Consider the following 20,723-nt stretch of genomic DNA (forward strand, 5'->3'; position numbering starts at 1 on the left):
GATGTCTTCCGTTACGACGCCGCGCGCGGCGGTGCGGGAACCAGTGGTGGGGCATCCGGGGGACGCGAGGACGCACTGTCGGCGTTCGCCCCGCCCCCAGGCTTGTATGCGCTTGCCGACCGCCGCGCCGGCCGGCGGCGTTTCAGGCACATGCGTCGGTAGTCGCGCGGCGTCATGCCGGCCAGGCGCCGGAAGCTGCGGGTGAAGTGGCTCTGGTCGAAGAACCCCAGCTCCAGCGCGATCGCCGCCACGCTGCGTGCGGGGTCGGCGAGCATCGGCATGGCCCATTCGATGCGCCGGCGCAGCACGTAGCGCATCGGGCTCTCGCCGGTGCTCTGGCGAAACCGGCGCGCGAAATGGAAGCGGCTCATGCGTGCCACCGCGGCGAGTTCGGGCAGGCCCATCGCGTCGCCGAGATGGCCGTCGATGTAGGCGAGCACCCGCGCCAGCGCCGCACCCGCCAGCCCGGGACGTCGCGCCGGCGCGCCGCCGCCGTCCGCTTCCGGCGCAGCGTCGGAACGGACGTCCACGTCCAGCGCAACCGGCGACTGCTCCATCGCGACCTCCATCACGGCACTGCGGGCGGCAGGCCGGCTGCCGAGGTCGCCCGACCGCGCGCACGCGTGGCGGCTCGGTCCAGGACGAACACCGCGCTGCGCCGGGTGTTGCGCGGCATGCGCCTTCCCCCGCGACCGGCGGGCGGTGGCGTAGCCGAGCGGCGATCGGCGGTGCGCAGGCACCCCGGCTCCGACGCCCGCACGCCACTCAGCCTGCGGCGGCCGGCACCGGCGTATTCAGCAGCTGCTGCTCCCACAGATAGGCGATGCCGCTGCCGGCGGCGTGCTGCTTGATCATCTCGGTCAGCGCGATCGCCGTCTCCTGTCGTGCCCAGTCGCGCTGCCATTCGGCCGCGACCGCCAGCCACGTCATCATGTTGGCGCCGGCGCGGACCATGCGCTGGATCGCGACCTCGTGCGCCTCGACCGAAACGGCACCCGAGGCATCGGTGACGGCGGTGACATCCCAGCCCTCTCCCAGCGCCTGGATCACCGGCATCGCAACGCAGATCTCGGTCCACAGCCCGGCGATGACCAGCTGCTTGCGGCCGGTCGCCTTGACGACATCGACGACGGCCGGGTCTTCCCAGGTGTTGATGAACGTGCGGTCGATCACCTCCTGGTCCGGAAACACGTCGGTGATCTGCGGAAAGATCAGGCCACCGCGCTCCGCGATCACGCTGGTCAGGATGGTGGGGACGCCGAACGCCTTGGCGGCCTTAGCCAGCGCCGTCGCGTTGTTCACCACCATCTGCGGCTCGTGGCTGTTGAGGTTGGCGAGCTGGTAGGGCTGGTGGTCGATCAGGACGAGGACGGAATCCTCGGGACGGAGCAGGGAATCGAGGCCGTTACGGAAGGTCATGGATGCGTCCTATGCTGGCGTTTGCGGGAGGATCGATCGCCGGCCGGCTCGCAGCGGAGCCGGCGCCGGACCGAGCACAGACGGTGACAGCCGGGTGCGCGGTCCGGTAGCGCCGTCCGGGGCCGAGCTGTGTCGCAGAACGGGGAACGCACGACGTGGACATCGAGGAACTGCGGACGTTCGTGGAAGTGGCCGATGCCGGAGGGGTCTCGCCCGCGGCGCGCCGTCTCGGCGTCTCCAAGTCCATCGTCAGCCGGCGGCTGGCCCGGCTCGAGACGGAACTCGGCGTCCAGCTCCTCGCGCGCACGACCCGCGGCTCCGGGGTGACCGAAGCCGGGACGGTGTTCCGCGACCACGCCGCCCGCGCCTGCGCCGAGATCGACCAGGCCAGGGAGACGATCCTGCCCGGGGGCGAGCTGTGCGGTCGTCTGCGGATCGCCGCGCCGCACTCGTTCGGACCCAGCCACTTCGCGCCCGTGTTCGCCGAGATGGCACGGCGCCACCCGCAGCTCCACATCCACACCCACTACAGCGACCGCCACGTCGATCTGGTCGCGGAAGGCTTCGACTGCGCGATCCGGGTCGGCTATCTCGAGGATTCGAATCTGCTGGCGCGCTGCGTCGGGCCGATCCGCGGCGTCCTGGTCGCCAGCCCGGCCTACATCGAGGCGCACGGGGCGCCGGGGACGCCGGAGGACCTCGCCGGCCACCAGGCCCTCATGCAGGGCACCGAGGCGTGGCGCTTCGTGGACGGCGAGCGGGTCGTCACGGTGCACCCGCAGGGCCGCTTCAAGGCCGACAACGGCCTCGCCCTGGTCGCCGCGGCGGTGGCGGGACTCGGTATCGCCTGGCTCCCCGACAGCCTGGTCCGTGAGCACCTGGCTTCGGGCGCGCTCGTTCCGGTCATGACGTGCCATCCGCCGCCCTCGGCGGGCATCTACGTGGTGCGTCCACCCAGCCCGCACCCGGTGCGGAAGGTCAGCGTCCTGACCGACCTGCTGCTCGAATGCTTCGCGGAGGTGCCGGAGCTGGCAGCCGCCTCCGGACGCTGAAGACCCCGCGCGCCGAGACCCGTGGCTGGATGCTGCGACCTGCAGCGCGTGCCGGTGCCGCCCGCAGTCGCGACGCCGCGACCCTCAGCCCCCGGCCCCCTCTGCCGACCGCGCGCCCGGCGCCGGATACCGGCGACGGTAGTCGCGCGGCGCCATGCCGACCAGGCGCCGGAAGCTGCGGGTGAAGTGGCTCTGGTCGAAGAACCCCAGTTCCAGCGCGATCGCCGCCACGCTGCGCGCGGAGTCGGCGAGCATCGGCATGGCGCATTCGATGCGCCGCCGCATCACGTACTGCATCGGGCTCTCGCCGGTGCTCTGGCGAAACCGGCGGGCGAAGTGGAAGCGGCTCATGCAGGCCGCCGCGGCGAGCTCGGCCAGCGTGACCGGGCCGCCCAGATGCATGTCGACATGCCGCAGCACGCGCTCGAGCGCGGCGCGACCGAGCCCCGGGGCCGGGCCCGGAACCGGCGCGGCGGCCGGCGCGATGGACGCCGCGGCCCGGGTGCCGGACGACGGGAGCCACGCAGGCGGGAGGACGGGTCGCGCGGACGGGACGGTGGCGCTGTACATGGCAGGTTCCCCGGCTGGGCGAGCTGCGCTGAGGCCGGAACAGGTCGGCCTCGGCGACCGCGGGGGCGGCCGGACGACGCACTCGGGACGGGTTCCATGCTCGGGCGAAGGCCTGCGGCCACGACACCCCGATTCGCGCAGGTCGCAGATCCCCCGTTCGGGGGATCACAGGACGTTCACGCCGCAGCGCGGGCGGCCGCGCGCGCTGTCTTCACCCTTCCGGGTGATTCGCGGGCAGGCCCGGTGGCCTATCTAGACCCGCTGCATCGCGCAGCGAGGACCCGCGATCCCATGACTGCGCCAGCACGAGGCATCGACGAAGGCGGACGTCCGTGCGGCCGCCGCGCGCGGGCGGCCGTCGCGGGCGCGCACACCGCAGCGCCGGAGCGCTGGCCGCTCCCGGTGCTGGCGCTCGCCGCCGCCGGCAACTGGATGCCGCGCGCCTCGGCCGCGGCGGGCGACGCCGGCGCGCGCTGGCTGGGCCTGCTCGCCCTGCTGGCGCTGGCCCTGCCCTGGCTCGCGCTGGCGCTGCGCGAACACCTGCGCACCCGCCGCCGGCGCCATCGACATGGCCAGGAGGCCGAGCGCGAGCGCGCGGCGCGGGCGCTCCACGACGCGCTGCTGCAGGACATCCAGGGCGTGCTGCTCGGCATCCAGGCCGCGGCCGACCGCATCCCGGCCGACGACCCGCTGCGCCGGCGCCTGGAGCAGGCCCTGGACCGCGCCGAGGAGGTCCTGGTGGCCAGCCGCGACCGCGCCCGCCAGCTGCTCCGCACGCAGGCGGCGGCGTCGGGCCTGGTCGCCGGGCTGGTGGCCGTGGGCGAGGAGCTGGCCCAGGACGGCGCGGTGCGCTTCCGGCATGCGGCCCGCGGCCGGGCGCGGGCGCTGGAGCCGGCGGTCCGCGACGCCTGCCTGCGCATCGGCCGCGACGCCCTGATCGCCGCCTTCCAGCGCAGCGACGGCCGCACGGTGCGGCTGCGCGTCGAGCACGCGCCCGAGGCGCTGCGGGTGCGCGTGCGTGCCGGCGCGGTGGCCGCCGACGCACTTGCCGGGTTGCGCGCGGACGCGGATCGTATCGGCGCCGAGGTCGCGGTCGAGCCGCAGCCGGACGGCGGCGCGGAGGTCGTGCTGCGCGTCGCGGCAGCGCGCGCCTACGCGCCACGGCGCGCGCGCTGGCGCTGGCCGTGGCGGCGACGAGGAGGCGAAGGACCATGAATTCCCCGATCCGGATCCTGGCGGTCGACGACCACCCGATGCTGCGCGAGGGCCTGGCGGCAGTCATCGACGGCCAGCCCGACATGCGGCTGGTGGCCGAGGCCGGCGACGGCCGCGAGGCGCTGGTGCAGTACGCCGCGCATCGGCCCGACGTGACCCTGATGGACCTGCAGATGCCGCAGATGGGCGGCATCGAGGCCATCGCCGCGATCCGCGCGCTCGACGCCGCCGCGCGCATCGTGGTGCTGACCACCTACCGCGGCGACGTGCAGGCCCTGCGTGCGGTCAAGGCCGGCGCCTCCGGCTACCTGCTCAAGAGCATGCTGCGCCGGGAGCTGGTCGAGACCATCCGCCAGGTCCACGCCGGGCGTCGCCGGATCCCGCCGGAGATCGCCACCGAGATCGCCGAGCACGCCGGCGACGACGCGCTGACCGCGCGCGAGGTCGAGGTCCTGCGCCGGGTCGCGACCGGCAACGCCAACAAGGCCATCGCCGTGCAGCTGGCGATCTCCGAGGAGACGGTCAAGGCGCACATGAAGCACATCCTCTCCAAGCTCGCCGCACGCGACCGCACCCACGCGGTCACCATCGCGCTCAAGCGCGGGATCTTCGAGGTCTGAGCGCGGCGCGCCGCTGCTCCCGGTCGCTCCCGTTCCGCCCCGCCATGGACGCCCTGCAGGCCCTCCTCGCCAGCTACGGCCTGACCGTGGTGTTCCTGTGGGTGCTGGCCGACCAGGGCGGACTGCCGCTGCCGTCCTACCCGATGATCGTGGTCGCCGCCGCGCTCGCGACCGATGCCGGCCAGCCGCTGTGGCCGATCGTCCTCGCCGCCGTGCTCGCCGCGCTGCTGGCCGATGGCGCCTGGTACTTCGGCGGCCGCCGCTTCGGCGCACGCCTGCTGCGGCTGATGTGCCGGGTCTCGCTGTCGCCGGAATCCTGCGTGCTGACCACGCGCGGCGTGTACGCGCGCTACGGCGCGCCGGCGCTGGTGATCGCCAAGTTCGTGCCGGGCCTGGCCGCGGTGGGCACCACCCTGGCCGGCGACAGCGGCACGCGGCTGCCGCGCTTCCTGCTGTTCGACGCGCTCGGCGCGCTGCTGTGGGCCGGCCTCGCGGTGGCGCTGGGCGCGCTGTTCCACGAGGCGGTGCGCGAGGTGCTGCTGCGGATCGAGGAGCTCGGCCGCTGGGGCGTCGTCGTGCTCGCCGCCACGGTGGCCGGCTTCCTCGCGGTGAAGTGGATCCGGCGGCGCTGGTTCCTGCGCCAGCTCAGGATGGCGCGGATCAGCAGCGAGGAGCTCAACCGCCTGCTCGCCGCCGATCCGCCGCCGGTGGTCCTGGACGTGCGTCCGGCCGCCGCGCGCGCGGCCAGCGGCTGGATCCCGGGCGCGGTGTTCGCGGCCACCGTCGAGGACGCCCGCACCCACGTGGCCGAGGAGGTGGTGGTCTATTGCGACTGCCCAGACGAGGCCTCGGCCGCGCTGCTCGCGCAGGCGCTGCGGCGGGCGGGTTTCCGCCGCGTGCGGCCGCTCAACGGCGGCTTCGCCGGCTGGGCCGCGGCGGGCTACCGGGTGGCGCGCGAGGCCGCCGGCCCGCTCACTCCGGAGCGATGAGCCGCGCCAGCGTCCCCGCCGCGCGCATGCGCGCGCGCCACCAGGCCAGCGCCTGGCCCTCCTCGCCGCTGCGCCAGGCGAGCCAGGCGGTCTCGGCGGGCTTGGGTTCGGCGACCTCGCGCTCGACCAGCCGCCCGGCCTCGATCTCCGGCCGCGCCAGGTGCTCGGGCAGGAAGCCGAAGCCCAGGCCCTCGACCTGCAGGCGCAGCTTGCTGCGCATGCCCGGCACGGTCAGCACGTCCTGGCCGAAGGCGAGACCGACGGTGCGCGGCAGCAGCCGGCGCGCCGAATCGGCCACCGCCACCGCACGGAAGCGCGCCAGCACGCCGCGCTCCAGCGGCATCGGTGCGACCGCCAGCGGATGCGTCGGCGCCACCGCGAACACCCAATCGATGCGTCCCATCGCCTCGGCGACGTAGCCGCCGCCCGAAGGCCCTTCGCCGACCGCGCCGACCAGCAGGTCGACGCGGCGGTCGAGCAGCGCCTCCCAGGTCCCCGACACCGCCTCCTGGGCGATGCGCAGGCGGGTGCGGTCGGCGATTGCATAGAACGCGGCGATGTCGGCGCGCAGGGCGGCGACGTCGAGCATGGAGTCCATGCCGATGGCGAATTCCGTCTCCCAGCCGGAGGCGACGCGACGCACGCGGTGCTCGAGGTCCTGCGCGGCCTTGAGCACGTAGCGGCCCTCGCGCAGCAGTTCCTGCCCGGCCGCGGTCAGCGCCACCCGCGGCCCCTGGCGCTCGAACACCTGCACGCCCAGGTCCTCCTCCAGCCGACCGACGAGGTAGGAGATGGTCGAGGGCACCTTGTGCAGCTCGCGCCCGGCGGCGGCGAAGGAGCCGCGGCGGTCGATGGCGTCGACCACCTGCAGGGCATCCAGGCTGATCCGCATCATTCGAAATTCTCGATCATTGGAGGCAAGAACCTTCGCTTCCGGAGCGGCGGGGCAAGGCGGATAGTGCGCTCCATCGGGATTCGGCGCCACGGCGGCGGTCGGGTCCGATCATCGAAACCATCGCATATCCAACCAGGAGATCGCCATGAACACCATCCGCAGGAGCCAGAGCCGGGGCCGCGCCGAGCACGGCTGGCTGAGCTCGCGCCACACCTTCTCCTTCGGCGGCTACTTCGATCCGCGGCACATGGGCGTGGGCCCGCTGCGGGTGATCAACGAGGACCGCGTGCAGCCGGGCCAGGGCTTCGGCACCCACGGCCACCGCGACATGGAGATCGTCTCCTACGTGCTCGACGGCGCGCTGGAGCACCGCGACAGCCTCGGCAACGGCTCGGTGATCCGCTACGGCGACGTGCAGCGCATGAGTGCCGGCAGCGGCGTCGAGCACAGCGAGTTCAACCACTCGGCGAGCGAACCGGTGCACTTCCTGCAGATCTGGATCGAGCCGGCCGCGCGCGGCATCGCCCCGGGCTACGAGGAGGCGCATTTCGACGCCGCCTCCAAGCGCGGGCGGCTGCGCCTGATCGCCTCGCCGGACGGCGCCGACGGTTCGGTGACGATCCACCAGGACGCACGCCTGTACGCGGCGATCCTCGACGGCGACGACCGCGTCGAGCACGCCCTGGGCAGCGGCCGCACCGCCTACGTCCACGTGATCCGCGGACGGGTGACGGTCGACGGCCAGCCGCTGGCGGAGGGCGACGCCATCACCGTCACCGGCACCGAGACCGTTGCGCTCGCCGAGGCCCGCGACAGCGAAGTGCTGCTGTTCGACCTGCCCGCCGACGGCGCCTGAGTCCGTCCAACTTCGAGGAGTCACGATCATGAGACATGTCCATACCGCCACCTATCCCGTCGGCCGTGCGCTGCTCGGGCTGCTGTTCCTCGTGTCCGGGCTCGGCAAGATCGCCGGCTTCGACGCGGTCGCCGGCTGGATGGCCGCGGCCGGCCTGCCGGTCGCGCCGGCGCTGCTGGTGGCGACCATCGCGCTGGAGACGGTCGCCGGCGCGATGCTGGTGCTGGGCGTGCGCCCGCGCTGGGCGGCCGCGGCGCTGGCCGTGTTCCTGGTGCCGACCACGCTGCTGTTCCACGCCTTCTGGAACGCCGGGGCCGAGAGCTACCAGACCGAGCTGACCAGCTTCCTCAAGAACGCGGCGATCCTCGGCGGCATGCTGCTGGTGCTGCGCCAGGAGGCGACGCGGACGGCCCCGGCGAAGGCCGGCTGAGGCAGCGCCGTCGCCCGCGGCACGCGGCGGCGTGCCGCGGAGTCGTTCCGGCAGTGGCCCCCGCTCAGCCCAGGTGCGCGCGCAGGAAGGCGTCGGTGCGCGCATTGGCCAGCGTCGCCGCCGCCGCGTCGTAGTGCGCGCCGCCGTTGCGGGCGAAGGCATGGCGGCAGCCGGGGTAGGTGTGGACCTCCACGTCGGCGCGGCCGGCCAGCGCCGCCACGATCGCCGCGCGCGCCGGCGGCGGGATGAACTCGTCGGCCTCCGCCAGGTGCATCAGCAGCGGCGCGCGGATGCCGTCGGCCTCGTCGAGGCGGGCTTCGGTCCCGCCGCCGTAGTAGGCGACCGCGGCGTCGACCGGGATGCGCGCGGCGGCGAGGAAGGTCATCAGTCCGCCCAGGCAGAAGCCCATGACGCCGACCCTGCCGCCCGCGCCCAGCAGCGTCCGCGCATGCGCGACGGTGGCCGCGATGTCGGCCACGCCCGCATCGAAGTCGAACGCGCGGTAGTAGCCCAGCGCACGCTGCCAGTCCGCCTCGTCGAGGTGCGAGAGTTCGATGCCCGGCGCGAGGCGCCAGAACAGGTCCGGGCACAGCGCGAGGAAGCCCTCGTCGGCCAGGCGCGCGCAGGTTTCACGCAGATCGTCGTTGATGCCGAAGATCTCCTGGACCACCACGATGGCGGCGCGCGGCCGCCCCCCGGGCTGCGCCAGCCAGGCGCCGAAGGCGCCGTCGGCGCCGGCGATGCGGATCATCGAGCCCATGCGGTCCAGCCTCGGCGGGCGTCGCGGGCGACGCGGAGCGGCGACCATGCGCCAGCCCCGGAAAGCCACGCTTGCATCGCCTTGCGCAAGGCACGGCCGTGCAAGCCCGGCCCCGCCCGCCGGTGCAGCCTCCGCACGGGCCGATCCGCCGGCGCACCGTCCTCGACGGGCTCCGCGCGCGCCGGCACGCCTGAGCGCATGCTTGTGCGAACCCGCCACCGGAGCCGTCGCCATGGGTCTTGTCCTCGCGCTACTCATCGGTCTCGCCGCTGGGCTGCGGGCGCTGCTGCCACTGGCGGTGGTGGCCTGGGCCGCGCAGGCGGGCGCACTCGACCTCGCCGGCAGCTGGCTGGCGTGGCTCGCGCACCCGGCGAGCGCGTGGATCCTCACCGCGCTGGCGCTGGGCGAGCTGGTCAGCGACACCCTGCCGTCGACGCCCAGCCGCACGGTGCCGCTGCAGTTCGGCACGCGCGTGCTCGCCGGCGCACTGGCCGGCGCGGCACTGGGCGCGGACGCGGGCATCTGGGTCGCCGGCCTGGGCGCCGGCGCGCTCGGTGCGGTGGCCGGCACCTTCGGCGGGCGCGCACTGCGCGCGCGGCTGGCCGCGGGCTTCCGCCGCGACCTGCCGGCGGCACTGGTCGAGGACGCGGTCGCGCTGGTGCTGGCCCTGCTGGTCGTGGCCGCAGCATGAGCCGGGCCTTCGACGCCATCGTGATCGGCGCGGGCCAGGCCGGCCCAGCGCTGGCCGGGCGCCTCGGCGCGGCGGGCATGACGGTGGCGGTGATCGAACGCAAGCTGTTCGGCGGCACCTGCGTCAACACCGGCTGCATGCCGACCAAGACCCTGGTCGCCAGCGCGCGCGCCGCCTGGGTCGCCCGCCGCGCGGCGGACTGGGGCGTCGAGGTGGAGGGTGGAGTCCGCGTCGACATGCGCCGGGTCAAGGCGCGCGCCGACAGCGTCGCCGGCACCGCGCGCGAAGGTCTCGAGCGCTGGCTGCGCGGGCTGCCCGGCTGCACCGTCGTGCAGGGTCATGCGCGCTTCGAGGACGCACGCACCGTGCGCGTGGGCGACCAGCGCCTCACCGCGCCGCGGATCTTCATCGACGTCGGCGGCCGCGCAGCGGTGCCGGCGCTGCCCGGCATCGACCAGGTGCCGACCCTGACCAACAGCGGGATCCTCGCGCTCGATACGCTGCCGCGGCACCTGGTGGTGGTCGGCGGCAGCTACATCGGGCTGGAGTTCGCGCAGATGTACCGGCGCTTCGGCGCCGAGGTCACGGTGATCGAGAAGGGGCCGCGCCTGATCGGGCGCGAGGACCCGGACATCTCCGCGGAGGTGCGCGCGATCCTCGAGGCCGAGGGCGTCGCGGTCCGCACCGGCGCCGAATGCATCCGCTTCGCGCCGCATGCCGATGGCGTGGCGGTCGGCGTCGACTGCGAGACGGGCGCGCCGGAGGTCGTGGGCAGCCACGTGCTGCTGGCGATGGGCCGCCGCCCCAACACCGACGACCTCGGCCTCGACGCCGCCGGCGTGGCCATCGATGCGCGCGGCTACATCACCGTCGACGACCGCCTCGCCACCAGCGCGCCCGGCATCTGGGCGCTGGGCGAGTGCAACGGCCACGGCGCGTTCACCCACACCGCCTACGACGACTTCGAGATCGTCGCCGCGAACCTGCTCGACGGCGGCGACCGCAGCCTCGCCGCTCGGGTGCCGGCCTACGCGCTGTTCATCGACCCGCCGCTGGGCCGCGCCGGCCTGACCGAGGCCGAGGCGCGCGCGACCGGGCGTCCGCTGCGCATCGCCACGCGGCCGATGTCGCGGGTCGGTCGTGCGGTCGAGAAGGGCGAGACGCAGGGGCTGATGAAGGTCACCGTCGACGCCGGAAGCGGCCGCATCCTCGGCGCGGCCATCCTCGGCACCGGCGGCGACGAGGCGATCCACGGCCTGCTCGACGTGATGAACGCGGGCCTGCCCTACACCGCGCTGCAGCGCGCGATGCCGATCCACCCGACCGTGTCGGAGCTGATCCCCACCCTGCTCGGCGACCTGCAGCCCGCGGAGTGAGCGGCGCGGCCGCTAGAATCCGCGGATGTCCTCGCCCCACGACTCCGGGCTCGGCCGCGCCACGGCCTACCCCACCCGCTACGACCCCTCGCTGCTGTTTCCGATCCCGCGCGCGGAGGGCCGCGCGGCGCTCGACCGCGGCGTGCTCGCCGGCATGCGCGGGGTCGACATCTGGAACGCCTACGAGCTGTCCTGGCGCACGCCGCGCGGCAGGCCGGTGGTCGCCATGGCCGAGTTCCGCGTGCCCGCCGACAGCAGCCACCTGATCGAGTCCAAGAGCTTCAAGCTGTACCTGAATTCGCTCAACGCGCACGCCTTCGACGGCGAGGAGGCGGTGCGCGAGACCCTGGCGCGCGACCTCTCCGCCGCCGCCGGCGGCGCGGTCGAGGTGACCCTGGTGCCGGCCTCGCGCTTCGGCGCGCTGGCGCTGGCCGAGCCGGAGGGCGAATCGATCGACGACCAGGACATCGACATCGACCACTACGCGCCGCCGCGGCCGGAGTTCCTGGCCGCCGATGCGGACGACGTGGTCGAGGAGACCCTGGTGTCGCACCTGCTGAAGTCCAACTGCCCGGTCACCGGGCAGCCGGACTGGGCCAGCGTGCAGGTCCGCTACGCCGGCCCCCGCATCGACCGCGCCGGCCTGCTGCGCTACGTGGTCTCGTTCCGCGAGCACTGCGACTTCCACGAGCAGTGCGTGGAACGGATGTACGCCGACCTCCACGCACGCTGCGCGCCGACGCGGCTGAGCGTCTTCGCGCGCTACACGCGCCGCGGCGGGCTCGACATCAATCCCTGGCGGAGCAGCGGGGACGCCAGGCCGCCGAACCCGCGCGGCGCGCGCCAGTAGCGGAGGCTGCGGCGCGCCTCGTCGCGGAGCGGCCGCGGCGCGACAATGCTCCATCCGATCCGGCCGCGCCGGATGTTTCGCGAGAGAGGACCGATGACCGCCACCGCCTTCGTCAGCCCCGACGAAATCCGCGCCCGCTTCGCGCGCGCGATGTCGGAGATGTACCGCAGCGAGGTGCCGCAGTACGGCACGCTGGTGGAGCTGGTGGCCGAGGTCAACGCGGCCACGCGCGCGGCGGACCCGGCGCTCGCGGCGCGGCTGGCGCGCAACGACGAACTCGCGCGGATCGACCTCGAGCGCCACGGCGCGATCCGCGTCGGCACCGCCGCCGAGCTCGCCACCCTGCGCCGGCTGTTCGCGGTGATGGGCATGGTCCCGGTCGGCTACTACGACCTCTCCGTCGCCGGCGTGCCGGTGCATTCGACCGCGTTCCGGCCGGTCGAGGCGGCGGCGCTGGCGGCCAATCCGTTCCGTGTGTTCACCTCGCTGCTGCGCCTGGAGCTGATCGAGGACGCCGCGCTGCGCGCGCGCGCCGAGGCCATCCTCGCCCGCCGCGACATCTTCACCGACCGGGTGCGGCGCCTGATCCAGCGGCACGCGGATGCCGGCGGGCTGACCGCGGACGAGGCGGACGCCTTCGTCGCCGAGGCGCTGGAGACGTTCCGCTGGCACGGCGAGGCGACCGTCGACGCCGAGACCTACCGCGCGCTGGCCGCAGCGCACCGCCTGATCGCCGACGTGGTTTGCTTCAGGGGCCCGCACATCAACCACCTGACCCCGCGCACGCTCGACATCGACGCCGCGCAGGCGGCGATGCCGGCGCGCGGGATCGCCGCCAAGGCGGTGATCGAGGGCCCGCCGCGGCGCCGGGTGCCGATCCTGCTGCGGCAGACCAGCTTCAAGGCGCTGGAGGAGCCGATCCTGTTCCTCGACGGCGACGGCCGCACGCCCGGCACGCACACCGCGCGCTTCGGCGAGATCGAACAGCGCGGGCTCGCGCTCACTCCCGCCGGCCGCGCCCGCTACGACGCTTTGCTGGCCGAAGCGCGCGCCGACAGCGGCAGCACCGACGCCGGCTACGCCGCGCGGCTGGAGGAGGTCTTCGCCGCCCTCCCCGACGACGCGGACGCGCTGCGCCGCGAGGGTCTGGGCTACTTCCGCTACGAGCTCACCGCGGCCGGGCGCGCGGCGGCGGGCACGGTCGCTCGCGACACGACGCTCGACGAGTTGGTGGCGCGCGGCCTGGTGGTCGCCGATCCCATCGTCTACGAGGACTTCCTGCCGGTCAGCGCGGCCGGGATCTTCCAGTCCAACCTCGGCGGCGGCGAGCAGAAGGCCTACGCCGCCAACGCCAACCGCGCCGCGTTCGAGGCCGCGCTCGGCGCCGCGGTGGCCGACGAGTTCGCGCTGTACCAGGCCCTGCAGGACGACTCCATCGCCGCGGTCCGCGCGGCGCTCGGCTGACGCCGCTGCGCCGCGCCAGCGGCCGCGGGCGGCCGCTCAGATGACCTGGCCTCCCGAGACCTCGATGCGCTGACCGGTGATCCAGCGGTTGGCCGGTCCGAGCAGGCCGGCGATCATCGGACCGATATCGTCGGGCACGCCGACCCGTCCGAGCGCGATCATGCCGGCGAACTGCGCGTTGAGGTCCGGGATGTCGCGCACGGCGCCGCCGAGGAAGTCGGTCTCGATCGCGCCGGGCGCCACGGTGTTGACGGTGATGCCGCGACTGCCGAGTTCGCGGGCCAGGCACACGCTGAGGATCTCGACCGCGCCCTTGGCCGCGCAGTAGGCCGAGAAGCCGGGATGGGTGACGCGGGTCAGCCCCGACGACAGGTTGACGATGCGTCCGCCGTCGGCGAGCAGGGGCAGCAGCGCCTGGGTGAGGAAGAACACGCCCCTGACGTGGACGTCGAACAGCGCGTCGAACTGCGCCACCGTCGTCTCCGCGAAGGCGGCCATCTCGCCGTGGCCCGCGTTGTTGACCAGGTGGTCGAAGGTGTCGCGCCCCCACGCCTCCCGCAGCGTCGCGCCGACCTGCCCGGCGAACGCCGCGAACGTCGGCACGTCGCCGGCGTCCAGCGGCAGGGCGACGGCCCGCCGGCCGAGGGCCTCGATCTGGCGGACGACCTCGCGCGCCTCGGCTTCGCCGCTGCGGTAGGTCAGGATCACGTCGCCCCCGTTGCGGGCGATGCTCAGGGCGGTGTTGCGGCCGAGGCCGCGGCTGGCGCCGGTGACGAGAGAGATGGTGGTCATGCTGGGCTCCTTCGGGATGAGGTGGTGTCGTTGCGACAGGACCAGCATCGGCCGGTGCCTTGGCCCGGGGTTGCTGCTTCCTCGGGTGTTCTTGCTCATTCCTCCGGTGGCGATCCGGCACCGCCGCGATCCGCCGCCCATGCATGCTGGCCGGCACGGCAGTGGCGGCCCGGAGCGCGGGATGCGAAGTTCCGCGCGGCCACTGCGCGGGCGGCAGCAGGAGCGGTTCCATGGGTCCTGCGTCGGGTGCGGGACCTGGCCGCGGGCCGCCGATCCGGAGTGCGGGTGTTACCGACCCACGGACGCCACCGCGGCATGCGCGGTGGCGGTGGGGATGCGTCTGTCGATCGCCCGGCCGCTGCCGGCGGTCAGCAGCGCGCGAGCATGCGGTCGACCATGGCCGGGGCGCTGCCGAGGTAGTGCGCGGGGTCGGTGAGCGCGCGCAGCCGCTCCAGGCCCAGCGGCACGGCGACCTCCTGCATCTTCGAGAGCGCCTCGAACAGCGACTGCCCCGACTCCACGGCACGGCGGCAGCCGGCATACACCAGGTCGTGCGCCGCCTGGCGCCCGGTCAGTGGCGCCAGGGCCATCATCACCGCTTCGGCGACGATGAGGCCGCGCGAGGCGTCCAGATTCGCGCGCATCCGCGCCGCGTCGACCTCGAGTCCCGACAGCAGGAAGGCCGCCTGCGCCAGCGCACCCGACGCCAGCGCAAAGCTCTCCGGCAGCGCGCTCCACTCCAGGTGCCAGGCACCGGTGGCGCGTTCGAAGTCGTGCACCAGCGCGTCGAGCATGAGGCCTGCGTGCTGCCGCACCATCCGTGCGCACGCCAGGATCAGCTCGCAGGAGATCGGGTTGCGCTTCTGCGGCATGGTGCTGGACGCGCCACGGTGCCGCACATACGGCTCGGCCACCTCGCCGAGTTCGGTGGTCATCATCACCGACACGTCGAATGCGATCTTGCCCAGGCTTCCGCAGATCATGGCCAGCAGCTGGACCACCTCGGCCATGCCGTCGCGCGCGGCGTGCCAGGTGATGTCCGCTACCCCGAGCCCGAGGTCACGCGCCAGTTCCGCCTGCACCGCCAGGCCAGCGTCGCCCAACGAGGCCAGGGTGCCGGATGCGCCGGACAGCTGCACGACCAGCACCCGCGGCCTGGCCTGCGTCAGGCGCTCACGGTGGCGCACCAGCCCGCTCAGCCACACCGCGGCCTTGTAGCCGAAGGTGATCGGCAGCGCGTGCTGGAGGTGCGTGCGCCCTGCCATGGGCGTCTGCCGGTGCGCAGCCGCCAGTGCCCGCAGTGCGTCGATGGTGTCGTCCAGTCGGTTCTCGACCAGGCCCAGCGCCTCGCGCACCTGCAGCACGCGCGCGGTGTCCATCACGTCCTGCGTGGTGGCGCCCCAGTGCAGGTGGCGCCCGGCGTCCTCCGCGGCATCGGCGAGCTGCTCGACGATGGGCAGGACGGGATAACCGACCAGCGCCGTCTCGTGGCGCAGCCGCTCCATGTCGAAGACGTGGTGCGCCGCCGCCCGCGCGATGCCCTCGGCCGCCGCCTCGGGAACGATGCCGAGCCGCGCCTGCGCCGCGGCCAGCGCGACCTCCACCTCGACGCAGCGCCGGACGAAGGCATCGGATCCGAAGACCGCGCGCATCCCTGCATCCACCAGGCTGTCGCCGAACAGCGGCGAGTCCACCAGCGATACCGCGCTCATGGCAGCGGCGCCGCGCCGTCCAGCGGTGCGTCGAGCATCGCGTGCAGCCGGATCATCCGCCGGGCGCACAGGCTCTCGACGACGAAGCAGGCGCTGACCGCGACCATCAGCGCCAGCCCCAGCCCGCCGGTCGTGAGCAGCGCGACGACGAAGGCCGCGATGACCGGGCCGTCGCCCGAGAGGGCCCCGGACGAGCCGACGACAGCGATGAGGCTGGTCAGGCCGAACAGACAGGCGGCGACCAGCAGCATCTCGGTCTGGCGCAACTGCAGGCGGAGGCGCCGCCGCGCGATGACGAGCACCTGCACCGGATCGGCATAGAGTGCAGGAAGCCTCGGATCGGTCGTGGACCGCCACGCGCTGAGCTCGCGCCACTGGGCGACGGCCAGGCTGTGCCGCAGGGCGACGCCGTTCTGCAGGATCGCGCAGGCATTGGCGAGGATGGCCGGACCGGCGATGAAGGACAGGGGCAGGCTCGCGTTCTGGAGCAGGGCGCTCATGGGGACTCCGGTGGACGCGACGGACGCAGGCTCAGTCCAGCGCGAGGTGCTTGGTGGTCTGGTACGGCTCGAGAATCTCGATCCCGCCCTCGGTGCCGATGCCGCTCTCCTTCCAGCCGCCGAGTGGCGCCTCTGCCTGGTGCACGAGCGCGCCGTTGATGGCCACCGCGCCGTACTCGAGTGCATCGACCAGCCGCCGCTGGCGCTGCGCATCGTGTGTGAACACATAGGCCGACAGGCCGAACTCGATGCGGTTGGCGCAGGACAGCATCTCGGCCTCGTCGCTGAAGGGAAGGATCGGCGCGAGGGGGCCGAACGGCTCCTCGTCGAGCACGGCCGCCTGCGCCGGGACCCTGGTCAGCACCGTCGGCGCGTAGAAATTGCCGCGCGTGCCGAGACGCCGCCCGCCCGTGGCGACCTCGGCGCCCCGCGACCGGGCGTCGTCGACCAGCTGGGCCACGGCCTCCAGCCGGCGGGCGTTGGCCAGCGGCCCCATCTGCGTGGCGGGCGCGAGGCCGTCGCCGACGCGGAGCGCCGCGGCGTGCGCGACGAAACGCGCGGTGAAGCGTTCGGCGATGCGCGCCTCGACGAAGAAGCGCGACGGGCACAGGCAGATCTGGCCCGCGTTCTTGTACTTGGCCGCGACCAGGACATCGGCGGCGCGCTCGGGATCGACGTCGCCGCAGACGATGACCGGGGCATGTCCGCCCAGCTCCATCGTGACTGGCTTCATCGCCGCACCGGCGGCCGCCGCAAGCTGCTTGCCGACCGCGATGGAGCCGGTGAAGGTGATCTTGCCCACCGCGCGGGCGTCGATGAGACGCTGCGAGATCATGCCGGCATCGCCGAACAGGATCGCGATGGCCTGAGCGGGTACGCCGGCCTCCAGCAGCGCCTGCGCGAGCGCCAGCACGCAGCCTGGCGTCTCCTGCGACGGCTTGCACACGATCGCGCAGCCGGCGCCGAGGGCACCGGCGAACTTCTTCGCCGCGAGCGCCAGCGGGACGTTCCAGGGCGTGAACGCCGCGACCACGCCGATGGGATGCGGCTGGATCTCCACCCGCTGCGACGCGTGCCGACCCGGCACGACGCGCCCGCTGATCCGGCGCGCCTGCTCGCCGCCCCACTCGATGAAGTCGGCCGCACGCTCGACCTCCTCGTGCGCCTCGGCCAGGGGCTTGCCCTGCTCGAGGGTGAGGGTGCGCGCAATCCTGTCAGCGTCGCGGCGCAGCAGGTCGGCCGCGTGCCCGAGGATGCGGCCGCGCTCCCACGGCGGCACCGCCCGCCACACCGCCAGTCCGTGGGCGGCGAGTGCCACGGCCTCGTCGACGTCGTCGACGGTCGCACAGGCGACGTCGCCGATGCACTCGCCGGTGGCAGGGTTGTGCACGGCGGCCGCGTCCAGCCGGCTCCCCTCACGGTGCCTGCCCCCGATCAACAGCCGGAACATGCTCGACATGGCGTCGTCTCCGCTCGCGCCGGGCCGCTCAGCGCAGGGCGCCGAGGATGGCCCGGTTGAACGCGGGGATGTCGCTCGGCATGCGGCTGGTGATGAGGTTGCCGTCGACCACGACCTCGGCGTCGACCACCTCGGAACCGGCGTTCCTGAGGTCGGTGCGGATCGTGTACCAGCCGGTGGTGCGGCGACCGCGCACGAGATCGGCCTCGATCAGCAGCCAGGGGCCGTGGCAGATCGAGGCGACCGGCTTCCCCGCTGCGGCGACGGCGCGAATGATCTCGATCGCCCGCGGCACCATGCGCAGCGTGTCCGGATTGGTGACGCCGCCCGGCAGGACGAGCGCGTCGAAGGCGGCGGGATCGACCGCGTCGAAGGTGGTGTCCGGGGTGAGCGCCTCGGCCGCGGGCGGCGAGGTCCCGGTGGCGGGGTCGTAGTTCACGCCGCGGATGGGCCGCGCGTCCGGCGCGGCCAGGGTGACGGTGTGGCCGGCGTCGAGCAGGGCCTGGCGCGGCTGGACCAGCTCGGCCTCCTCGAAACCGTTGGTGGCCAGCATCAGGACGCGGGTCGTGCGGGTCATGGCGTATCTCCTTGGGAGGATCGGCCCGGGCGGACTGCCCGGGGTTCGGGATTCGGGGCCACTGTCGTGCCGCCCGCGCCCGGCGCGTTGCCGGAAGCTCGGCTCTTCTTGCCCGATCCTCCGGAGGCGGCTTGCGGGGCCGGGTCCGCGCCCCTACCGTCCAGGCCATGCCCGACACCCTGCTCGCCGCCGTCCGCGGCCACGCCGACTTCCGCGCCGATGCGCACGGCGTCGCCTCCACGCCGATCCCGGGGCTGACGACGATCCGCGCCACCACGCCCAGCGAGCTGCAGTACGCGATCTCGCGCCCGCTCGTGGCCCTGGTCGTGCAGGGCAGCAAGCGGGTGACCATGGGCAGCCGCACGTTCGACTTCGGCGCGGGCGACTCGCTGCTGATCACCGCGGACGTGCCCACGGTCAGCCAGGTCACCCGGGCCAACGCCAGCGTCCCGTACTACTCGCTGGTGTTCGACCTCGACCCGGCGGTGATCGAGGCACTCGCGCTGGAGATGGAGATCGCGCGCGGGGAGGTCGGCGCACCGGTGCGGGTGGAGCCGACCGAGGCCGAGGTCGCCGACGCCGCGCTGCGCCTGATGCGTCTGCTCGACCGCCCCGCCGCCGTCCCCGTGCTGAAGACGCAGCTGGTCCGCGAGATGCACTTCTGGCTGCTCGCCGGGCGCCATGGGCCCGCGATCCGCAACCTCGGCGTCGCCGAAGGCAACATCCAGCGCATCGCACGCGCGGTCGCCATCATCCGTGCCGACTACGCGCGGCCGCTGCGGGTCGAGCGCCTCGCCGGGGCGGCCGGAATGAGCCCGTCGACGTTCCACCAGCACTTCCGCGCGGTGACGACGCTCTCGCCCCTGCAGTTCCAGAAGCAGCTGCGTCTGATCGAGGCGCGGCGGATGATGCTGGCCGACGGCGTCTCGTCGAGCGTGGCGGCGCACGCGGTCGGCTACGAGAGCGTGCCGCAGTTCACCCGCGAGTACGGCCGCATGTTCGGTGCGTCGCCGGTGCGCGACATCCGCACCGCCAGGACGCGGCCCGCACCGGCCTGACGGGCGCCGCCGGAACGGCTGCTAGCATCCGGGCACGTCATTCCGGGATCGCCCCACCATGCCGCGCCTCGCCCTGCTCGCCCTCGCCTGCCTGTCCGCCCTGCCCGCCACCGCCGCGGAACCGCCTGCGGTGGCCGCCGCGGCCGACGCGGTGCGCGGGAAGGTCGTCGCCTGGCGCCGCGACATCCATGAGCACCCGGAACTCAGCAACCGCGAGACGCGCACCGCCGCACTGGTGGCCGCGCACCTGCGCGAGCTGGGGCTGGAGCCGACCACCGGCATCGCCCACCACGGCGTCACCGCGGTGCTCAAGGGCGGGCGGCCGGGTCCGCGCATCGCGCTGCGGGCGGACATGGACGCGCTGCCGGTGACCGAGCGGGTCGACCTGCCGTTCGCCTCCAAGGTCACGACCACCTATCGCGGCCAGGAGACGGGGGTCATGCATGCCTGCGGCCACGACGCGCACACCGCGATCCTGATGGGCGTGGCCGAGGCGCTGGTCGGGATGCGCGAGGACCTGCCGGGCGAGGTGCTGTTCGTGTTCCAGCCGGCGGAGGAGGGCGCACCGGAGGGCGAGCAGGGCGGCGCCGGGCTGATGCTTGCCGAGGGCGTGTTCGACGGCTTCGAGCCCGATGCCGTGTTCGGCCTGCATGTCTTCAGCACGCTCGCGGCCGGCAAGGTCGGCGTGCGCAGCGGCCCGACGATGGCCGCCTCCGACCGCTTCACGATGACCGTCAACGGCCGCCAGACCCACGGCTCGCGGCCGTGGGGCGGGGTCGACCCGATCGTCGCCGCGGCGCAGATCGTCGCCGACTCGCAGGTCGTGGTCAGCCGGCAGATGGACATCAGCAGGCAGCCGGTGGTGGTGAGCTACGGCGCGATCCAGGGCGGCATTCGCTACAACATCATTCCCGACTCGGTGGAGCTGGTCGGCACCATCCGCACCTTCGACGAGGACATGCGCGCGGAGGTGTTCGAGAAGCTCGCCCACGTCGCCGAGCACGTCGCCGCCGCCAACGGCGCCACCGTGGAGGCGCGGATCCCGGCCGACGAGGGCAATCCGGTCACCTTCAACAACGGGGCGCTGACCGCGCGGGTCCGGCCGAGCCTGGAGAAGGCGGTGGGCGCGGAGAACGTGGTCGAGATGCCGCTGATCATGGGCGCCGAGGACTTCTCGATGTACGCGCAGCGGGTGCCGGGCGTGTTCTTCTTCGTCGGCGCCACGCCGCCGGACCGGGATCCGGAGACCGCGCCGAGCAACCATTCGCCGGAGTTCTTCCTCGACGAGTCCGCGCTGGAGGTGGGCACCCGCAGCATGCTGCAGGTCGCGCTGGACTACCTGGAGGCGGGTGCGGCGCCGCCGGACGGGGCCTGAGCACGCCTCGCGCGCCGCTCACCCTGCCGGCGCGAGCCTGTCGCTGGCGCGCCGGCTGGCGGT

At 73.9% G+C, this 20,723-nt stretch carries 22 protein-coding genes; 12 read left to right on the forward strand and 10 right to left on the reverse strand.

Annotated features, from left to right (window positions below):
- Nucleotides 1–11: 11 nt before the first annotated feature.
- Together KB893_RS13315 and KB893_RS13320 are read right to left on the reverse strand one after the other, a co-directional pair.
- Nucleotides 12–569, reverse strand: coding sequence for a helix-turn-helix transcriptional regulator (locus tag KB893_RS13315; RefSeq protein WP_211925087.1), 558 nt, complete (start codon nucleotides 567–569; stop codon nucleotides 12–14).
- A 196-nt stretch (nucleotides 570–765) separates the two neighbouring features.
- On the reverse strand, nucleotides 766–1,419 hold the full coding sequence (locus KB893_RS13320; protein ID WP_211925088.1) for a hydrolase: 654 nt from the start codon (nucleotides 1,417–1,419) through the stop codon (nucleotides 766–768).
- A gap of 155 nt (nucleotides 1,420–1,574) precedes the next feature.
- Here KB893_RS13320 and KB893_RS13325 point away from each other — a divergent pair, with 155 nt between their 5' ends.
- Nucleotides 1,575–2,471 carry a LysR family transcriptional regulator gene (locus KB893_RS13325; protein WP_211925089.1) on the forward strand — a complete coding sequence of 299 codons (897 nt, stop codon included), beginning with the start codon at nucleotides 1,575–1,577 and terminating at the stop codon, nucleotides 2,469–2,471.
- An 84-nt stretch (nucleotides 2,472–2,555) separates the two neighbouring features.
- Here the strand turns inward: KB893_RS13325 and KB893_RS13330 are convergent, their stop codons facing one another.
- Nucleotides 2,556–2,873, reverse strand: coding sequence for a helix-turn-helix transcriptional regulator (locus KB893_RS13330; protein WP_211925090.1), 318 nt, complete (start codon nucleotides 2,871–2,873; stop codon nucleotides 2,556–2,558).
- Nucleotides 2,874–3,332: 459 nt separating this feature from the next.
- Between KB893_RS13330 and KB893_RS13335 the strand changes: the two genes are divergently transcribed.
- The 3 genes from KB893_RS13335 to KB893_RS13345 are packed head-to-tail and all read left to right on the forward strand — an operon-like array spanning nucleotide 3,333 to nucleotide 5,865.
- Nucleotides 3,333–4,256 (forward strand): sensor histidine kinase, encoded by a 924-nt coding sequence (locus KB893_RS13335; RefSeq protein WP_211925091.1) that lies wholly within the window; start codon nucleotides 3,333–3,335, stop codon nucleotides 4,254–4,256.
- Entirely contained in the window at nucleotides 4,253–4,876 is a 624-nt protein-coding gene (locus KB893_RS13340) for a response regulator (protein ID WP_211925092.1), read from the forward strand. The genes KB893_RS13335 and KB893_RS13340 overlap by 4 nt, the downstream gene beginning before the upstream one ends.
- Before the next feature lie 44 nt (nucleotides 4,877–4,920).
- Entirely contained in the window at nucleotides 4,921–5,865 is a 945-nt protein-coding gene (locus KB893_RS13345) for a rhodanese-like domain-containing protein (RefSeq protein ID WP_211925093.1), read from the forward strand.
- Here the strand turns inward: KB893_RS13345 and KB893_RS13350 are convergent.
- Nucleotides 5,849–6,757, reverse strand: coding sequence for a LysR substrate-binding domain-containing protein (locus KB893_RS13350; RefSeq protein ID WP_211925115.1), 909 nt, complete (start codon nucleotides 6,755–6,757; stop codon nucleotides 5,849–5,851). The genes KB893_RS13345 and KB893_RS13350 overlap by 17 nt on opposite strands.
- A gap of 148 nt (nucleotides 6,758–6,905) precedes the next feature.
- On the opposite strand from KB893_RS13350, the gene KB893_RS13355 reads away from it, so the two are divergent.
- The gene (locus KB893_RS13355; RefSeq protein ID WP_211925094.1) at nucleotides 6,906–7,616 is read left to right on the forward strand and encodes a pirin family protein; all 711 of its coding nucleotides are present in this window, start codon (nucleotides 6,906–6,908) and stop codon (nucleotides 7,614–7,616) included.
- Between the two features lie 28 nt (nucleotides 7,617–7,644).
- Nucleotides 7,645–8,046 carry a DoxX family protein gene (locus KB893_RS13360; protein ID WP_211925095.1) on the forward strand — a complete coding sequence of 134 codons (402 nt, stop codon included), beginning with the start codon at nucleotides 7,645–7,647 and terminating at the stop codon, nucleotides 8,044–8,046.
- A gap of 64 nt (nucleotides 8,047–8,110) precedes the next feature.
- On the opposite strand, the gene KB893_RS13365 is transcribed toward KB893_RS13360, so the two are convergent.
- Nucleotides 8,111–8,806 (reverse strand): dienelactone hydrolase family protein, encoded by a 696-nt coding sequence (locus KB893_RS13365; RefSeq protein ID WP_211925096.1) that lies wholly within the window; start codon nucleotides 8,804–8,806, stop codon nucleotides 8,111–8,113.
- Between the two features lie 232 nt (nucleotides 8,807–9,038).
- On the opposite strand from KB893_RS13365, the gene KB893_RS13370 reads away from it, so the two are divergent.
- The 4 genes from KB893_RS13370 to hglS all read left to right on the forward strand — a co-directional run bounded on the left by KB893_RS13370 (nucleotide 9,039) and on the right by hglS (nucleotide 13,187).
- Nucleotides 9,039–9,497 carry a DUF4126 family protein gene (locus tag KB893_RS13370; RefSeq protein WP_211925097.1) on the forward strand — a complete coding sequence of 153 codons (459 nt, stop codon included), beginning with the start codon at nucleotides 9,039–9,041 and terminating at the stop codon, nucleotides 9,495–9,497.
- Nucleotides 9,494–10,873, forward strand: coding sequence for an FAD-containing oxidoreductase (locus KB893_RS13375; protein WP_211925098.1), 1,380 nt, complete (start codon nucleotides 9,494–9,496; stop codon nucleotides 10,871–10,873). The genes KB893_RS13370 and KB893_RS13375 overlap by 4 nt, the downstream gene beginning before the upstream one ends.
- A 25-nt stretch (nucleotides 10,874–10,898) precedes the next feature.
- The gene (gene queF, locus KB893_RS13380) at nucleotides 10,899–11,723 is read left to right on the forward strand and encodes an NADPH-dependent 7-cyano-7-deazaguanine reductase QueF (RefSeq protein WP_211925099.1); all 825 of its coding nucleotides are present in this window, start codon (nucleotides 10,899–10,901) and stop codon (nucleotides 11,721–11,723) included.
- Between the two features lie 93 nt (nucleotides 11,724–11,816).
- Entirely contained in the window at nucleotides 11,817–13,187 is a 1,371-nt protein-coding gene (hglS, locus tag KB893_RS13385; protein WP_211925100.1) for a 2-oxoadipate dioxygenase/decarboxylase HglS, read from the forward strand.
- 36 nt (nucleotides 13,188–13,223) lie between these two features.
- Here hglS and KB893_RS13390 read toward each other — a convergent pair whose 3' ends face one another.
- The 5 genes from KB893_RS13390 to KB893_RS13410 form a co-directional block, all read right to left on the reverse strand.
- Complete coding sequence (locus KB893_RS13390; RefSeq protein ID WP_246505659.1) at nucleotides 13,224–13,979, reverse strand: SDR family NAD(P)-dependent oxidoreductase; 756 nt, start codon at nucleotides 13,977–13,979, stop codon at nucleotides 13,224–13,226.
- Nucleotides 13,980–14,347: 368 nt separating this feature from the next.
- Nucleotides 14,348–15,691, reverse strand: a complete 1,344-nt coding sequence (locus KB893_RS13395) for a class-II fumarase/aspartase family protein (protein WP_211925102.1) — start codon at nucleotides 15,689–15,691, stop codon at nucleotides 14,348–14,350.
- Entirely contained in the window at nucleotides 15,688–16,191 is a 504-nt protein-coding gene (locus KB893_RS13400; protein WP_211925103.1) for a hypothetical protein, read from the reverse strand. The genes KB893_RS13395 and KB893_RS13400 overlap by 4 nt, the downstream gene beginning before the upstream one ends.
- 31 nt (nucleotides 16,192–16,222) lie before the next feature.
- The gene (locus KB893_RS13405) at nucleotides 16,223–17,650 is read right to left on the reverse strand and encodes an NAD-dependent succinate-semialdehyde dehydrogenase (protein ID WP_211925104.1); all 1,428 of its coding nucleotides are present in this window, start codon (nucleotides 17,648–17,650) and stop codon (nucleotides 16,223–16,225) included.
- Nucleotides 17,651–17,678: 28 nt separating this feature from the next.
- On the reverse strand, nucleotides 17,679–18,227 hold the full coding sequence (locus KB893_RS13410; protein ID WP_246505660.1) for a type 1 glutamine amidotransferase domain-containing protein: 549 nt from the start codon (nucleotides 18,225–18,227) through the stop codon (nucleotides 17,679–17,681).
- Between the two features lie 167 nt (nucleotides 18,228–18,394).
- Between KB893_RS13410 and KB893_RS13415 the strand changes: the two genes are divergently transcribed.
- Together KB893_RS13415 and KB893_RS13420 are read left to right on the forward strand one after the other, a co-directional pair.
- Nucleotides 18,395–19,285 (forward strand): AraC family transcriptional regulator, encoded by an 891-nt coding sequence (locus tag KB893_RS13415; RefSeq protein ID WP_211925105.1) that lies wholly within the window; start codon nucleotides 18,395–18,397, stop codon nucleotides 19,283–19,285.
- A 58-nt stretch (nucleotides 19,286–19,343) separates the two neighbouring features.
- On the forward strand, nucleotides 19,344–20,660 hold the full coding sequence (locus KB893_RS13420; RefSeq protein ID WP_211925106.1) for an amidohydrolase: 1,317 nt from the start codon (nucleotides 19,344–19,346) through the stop codon (nucleotides 20,658–20,660).
- Nucleotides 20,661–20,723: the final 63 nt, after the last annotated feature.

The organism is Coralloluteibacterium stylophorae (assembly GCF_018122625.2).
GTDB lineage: Bacteria > Pseudomonadota > Gammaproteobacteria > Xanthomonadales > Xanthomonadaceae > Coralloluteibacterium > Coralloluteibacterium stylophorae.

What these genes read in the sequence shown, in the direction of transcription:
- KB893_RS13315 (WP_211925087.1), bottom strand. Translation starts at nt 569, where the DNA reads ATGGAGGTCGCGATGGAGCAGTCGCCGGTTGCGCTGGACGTGGACGTC.
- KB893_RS13320 (WP_211925088.1), bottom strand. Translation starts at nt 1,419, where the DNA reads ATGACCTTCCGTAACGGCCTCGATTCCCTGCTCCGTCCCGAGGATTCC.
- KB893_RS13330 (WP_211925090.1), bottom strand. Translation starts at nt 2,873, where the DNA reads ATGCATCTGGGCGGCCCGGTCACGCTGGCCGAGCTCGCCGCGGCGGCC.
- KB893_RS13335 (WP_211925091.1), top strand. Translation starts at nt 3,333, where the DNA reads ATGACTGCGCCAGCACGAGGCATCGACGAAGGCGGACGTCCGTGCGGC.
- KB893_RS13340 (WP_211925092.1), top strand. Translation starts at nt 4,253, where the DNA reads ATGAATTCCCCGATCCGGATCCTGGCGGTCGACGACCACCCGATGCTG.
- KB893_RS13345 (WP_211925093.1), top strand. Translation starts at nt 4,921, where the DNA reads ATGGACGCCCTGCAGGCCCTCCTCGCCAGCTACGGCCTGACCGTGGTG.
- KB893_RS13350 (WP_211925115.1), bottom strand. Translation starts at nt 6,757, where the DNA reads ATGCGGATCAGCCTGGATGCCCTGCAGGTGGTCGACGCCATCGACCGC.
- KB893_RS13355 (WP_211925094.1), top strand. Translation starts at nt 6,906, where the DNA reads ATGAACACCATCCGCAGGAGCCAGAGCCGGGGCCGCGCCGAGCACGGC.
- KB893_RS13360 (WP_211925095.1), top strand. Translation starts at nt 7,645, where the DNA reads ATGAGACATGTCCATACCGCCACCTATCCCGTCGGCCGTGCGCTGCTC.
- KB893_RS13365 (WP_211925096.1), bottom strand. Translation starts at nt 8,806, where the DNA reads ATGGGCTCGATGATCCGCATCGCCGGCGCCGACGGCGCCTTCGGCGCC.
- KB893_RS13370 (WP_211925097.1), top strand. Translation starts at nt 9,039, where the DNA reads ATGGGTCTTGTCCTCGCGCTACTCATCGGTCTCGCCGCTGGGCTGCGG.
- KB893_RS13375 (WP_211925098.1), top strand. Translation starts at nt 9,494, where the DNA reads ATGAGCCGGGCCTTCGACGCCATCGTGATCGGCGCGGGCCAGGCCGGC.
- queF (WP_211925099.1), top strand. Translation starts at nt 10,899, where the DNA reads ATGTCCTCGCCCCACGACTCCGGGCTCGGCCGCGCCACGGCCTACCCC.
- hglS (WP_211925100.1), top strand. Translation starts at nt 11,817, where the DNA reads ATGACCGCCACCGCCTTCGTCAGCCCCGACGAAATCCGCGCCCGCTTC.
- KB893_RS13390 (WP_246505659.1), bottom strand. Translation starts at nt 13,979, where the DNA reads ATGACCACCATCTCTCTCGTCACCGGCGCCAGCCGCGGCCTCGGCCGC.
- KB893_RS13395 (WP_211925102.1), bottom strand. Translation starts at nt 15,691, where the DNA reads ATGAGCGCGGTATCGCTGGTGGACTCGCCGCTGTTCGGCGACAGCCTG.
- KB893_RS13400 (WP_211925103.1), bottom strand. Translation starts at nt 16,191, where the DNA reads ATGAGCGCCCTGCTCCAGAACGCGAGCCTGCCCCTGTCCTTCATCGCC.
- KB893_RS13405 (WP_211925104.1), bottom strand. Translation starts at nt 17,650, where the DNA reads ATGTCGAGCATGTTCCGGCTGTTGATCGGGGGCAGGCACCGTGAGGGG.
- KB893_RS13410 (WP_246505660.1), bottom strand. Translation starts at nt 18,227, where the DNA reads ATGACCCGCACGACCCGCGTCCTGATGCTGGCCACCAACGGTTTCGAG.
- KB893_RS13415 (WP_211925105.1), top strand. Translation starts at nt 18,395, where the DNA reads ATGCCCGACACCCTGCTCGCCGCCGTCCGCGGCCACGCCGACTTCCGC.
- KB893_RS13420 (WP_211925106.1), top strand. Translation starts at nt 19,344, where the DNA reads ATGCCGCGCCTCGCCCTGCTCGCCCTCGCCTGCCTGTCCGCCCTGCCC.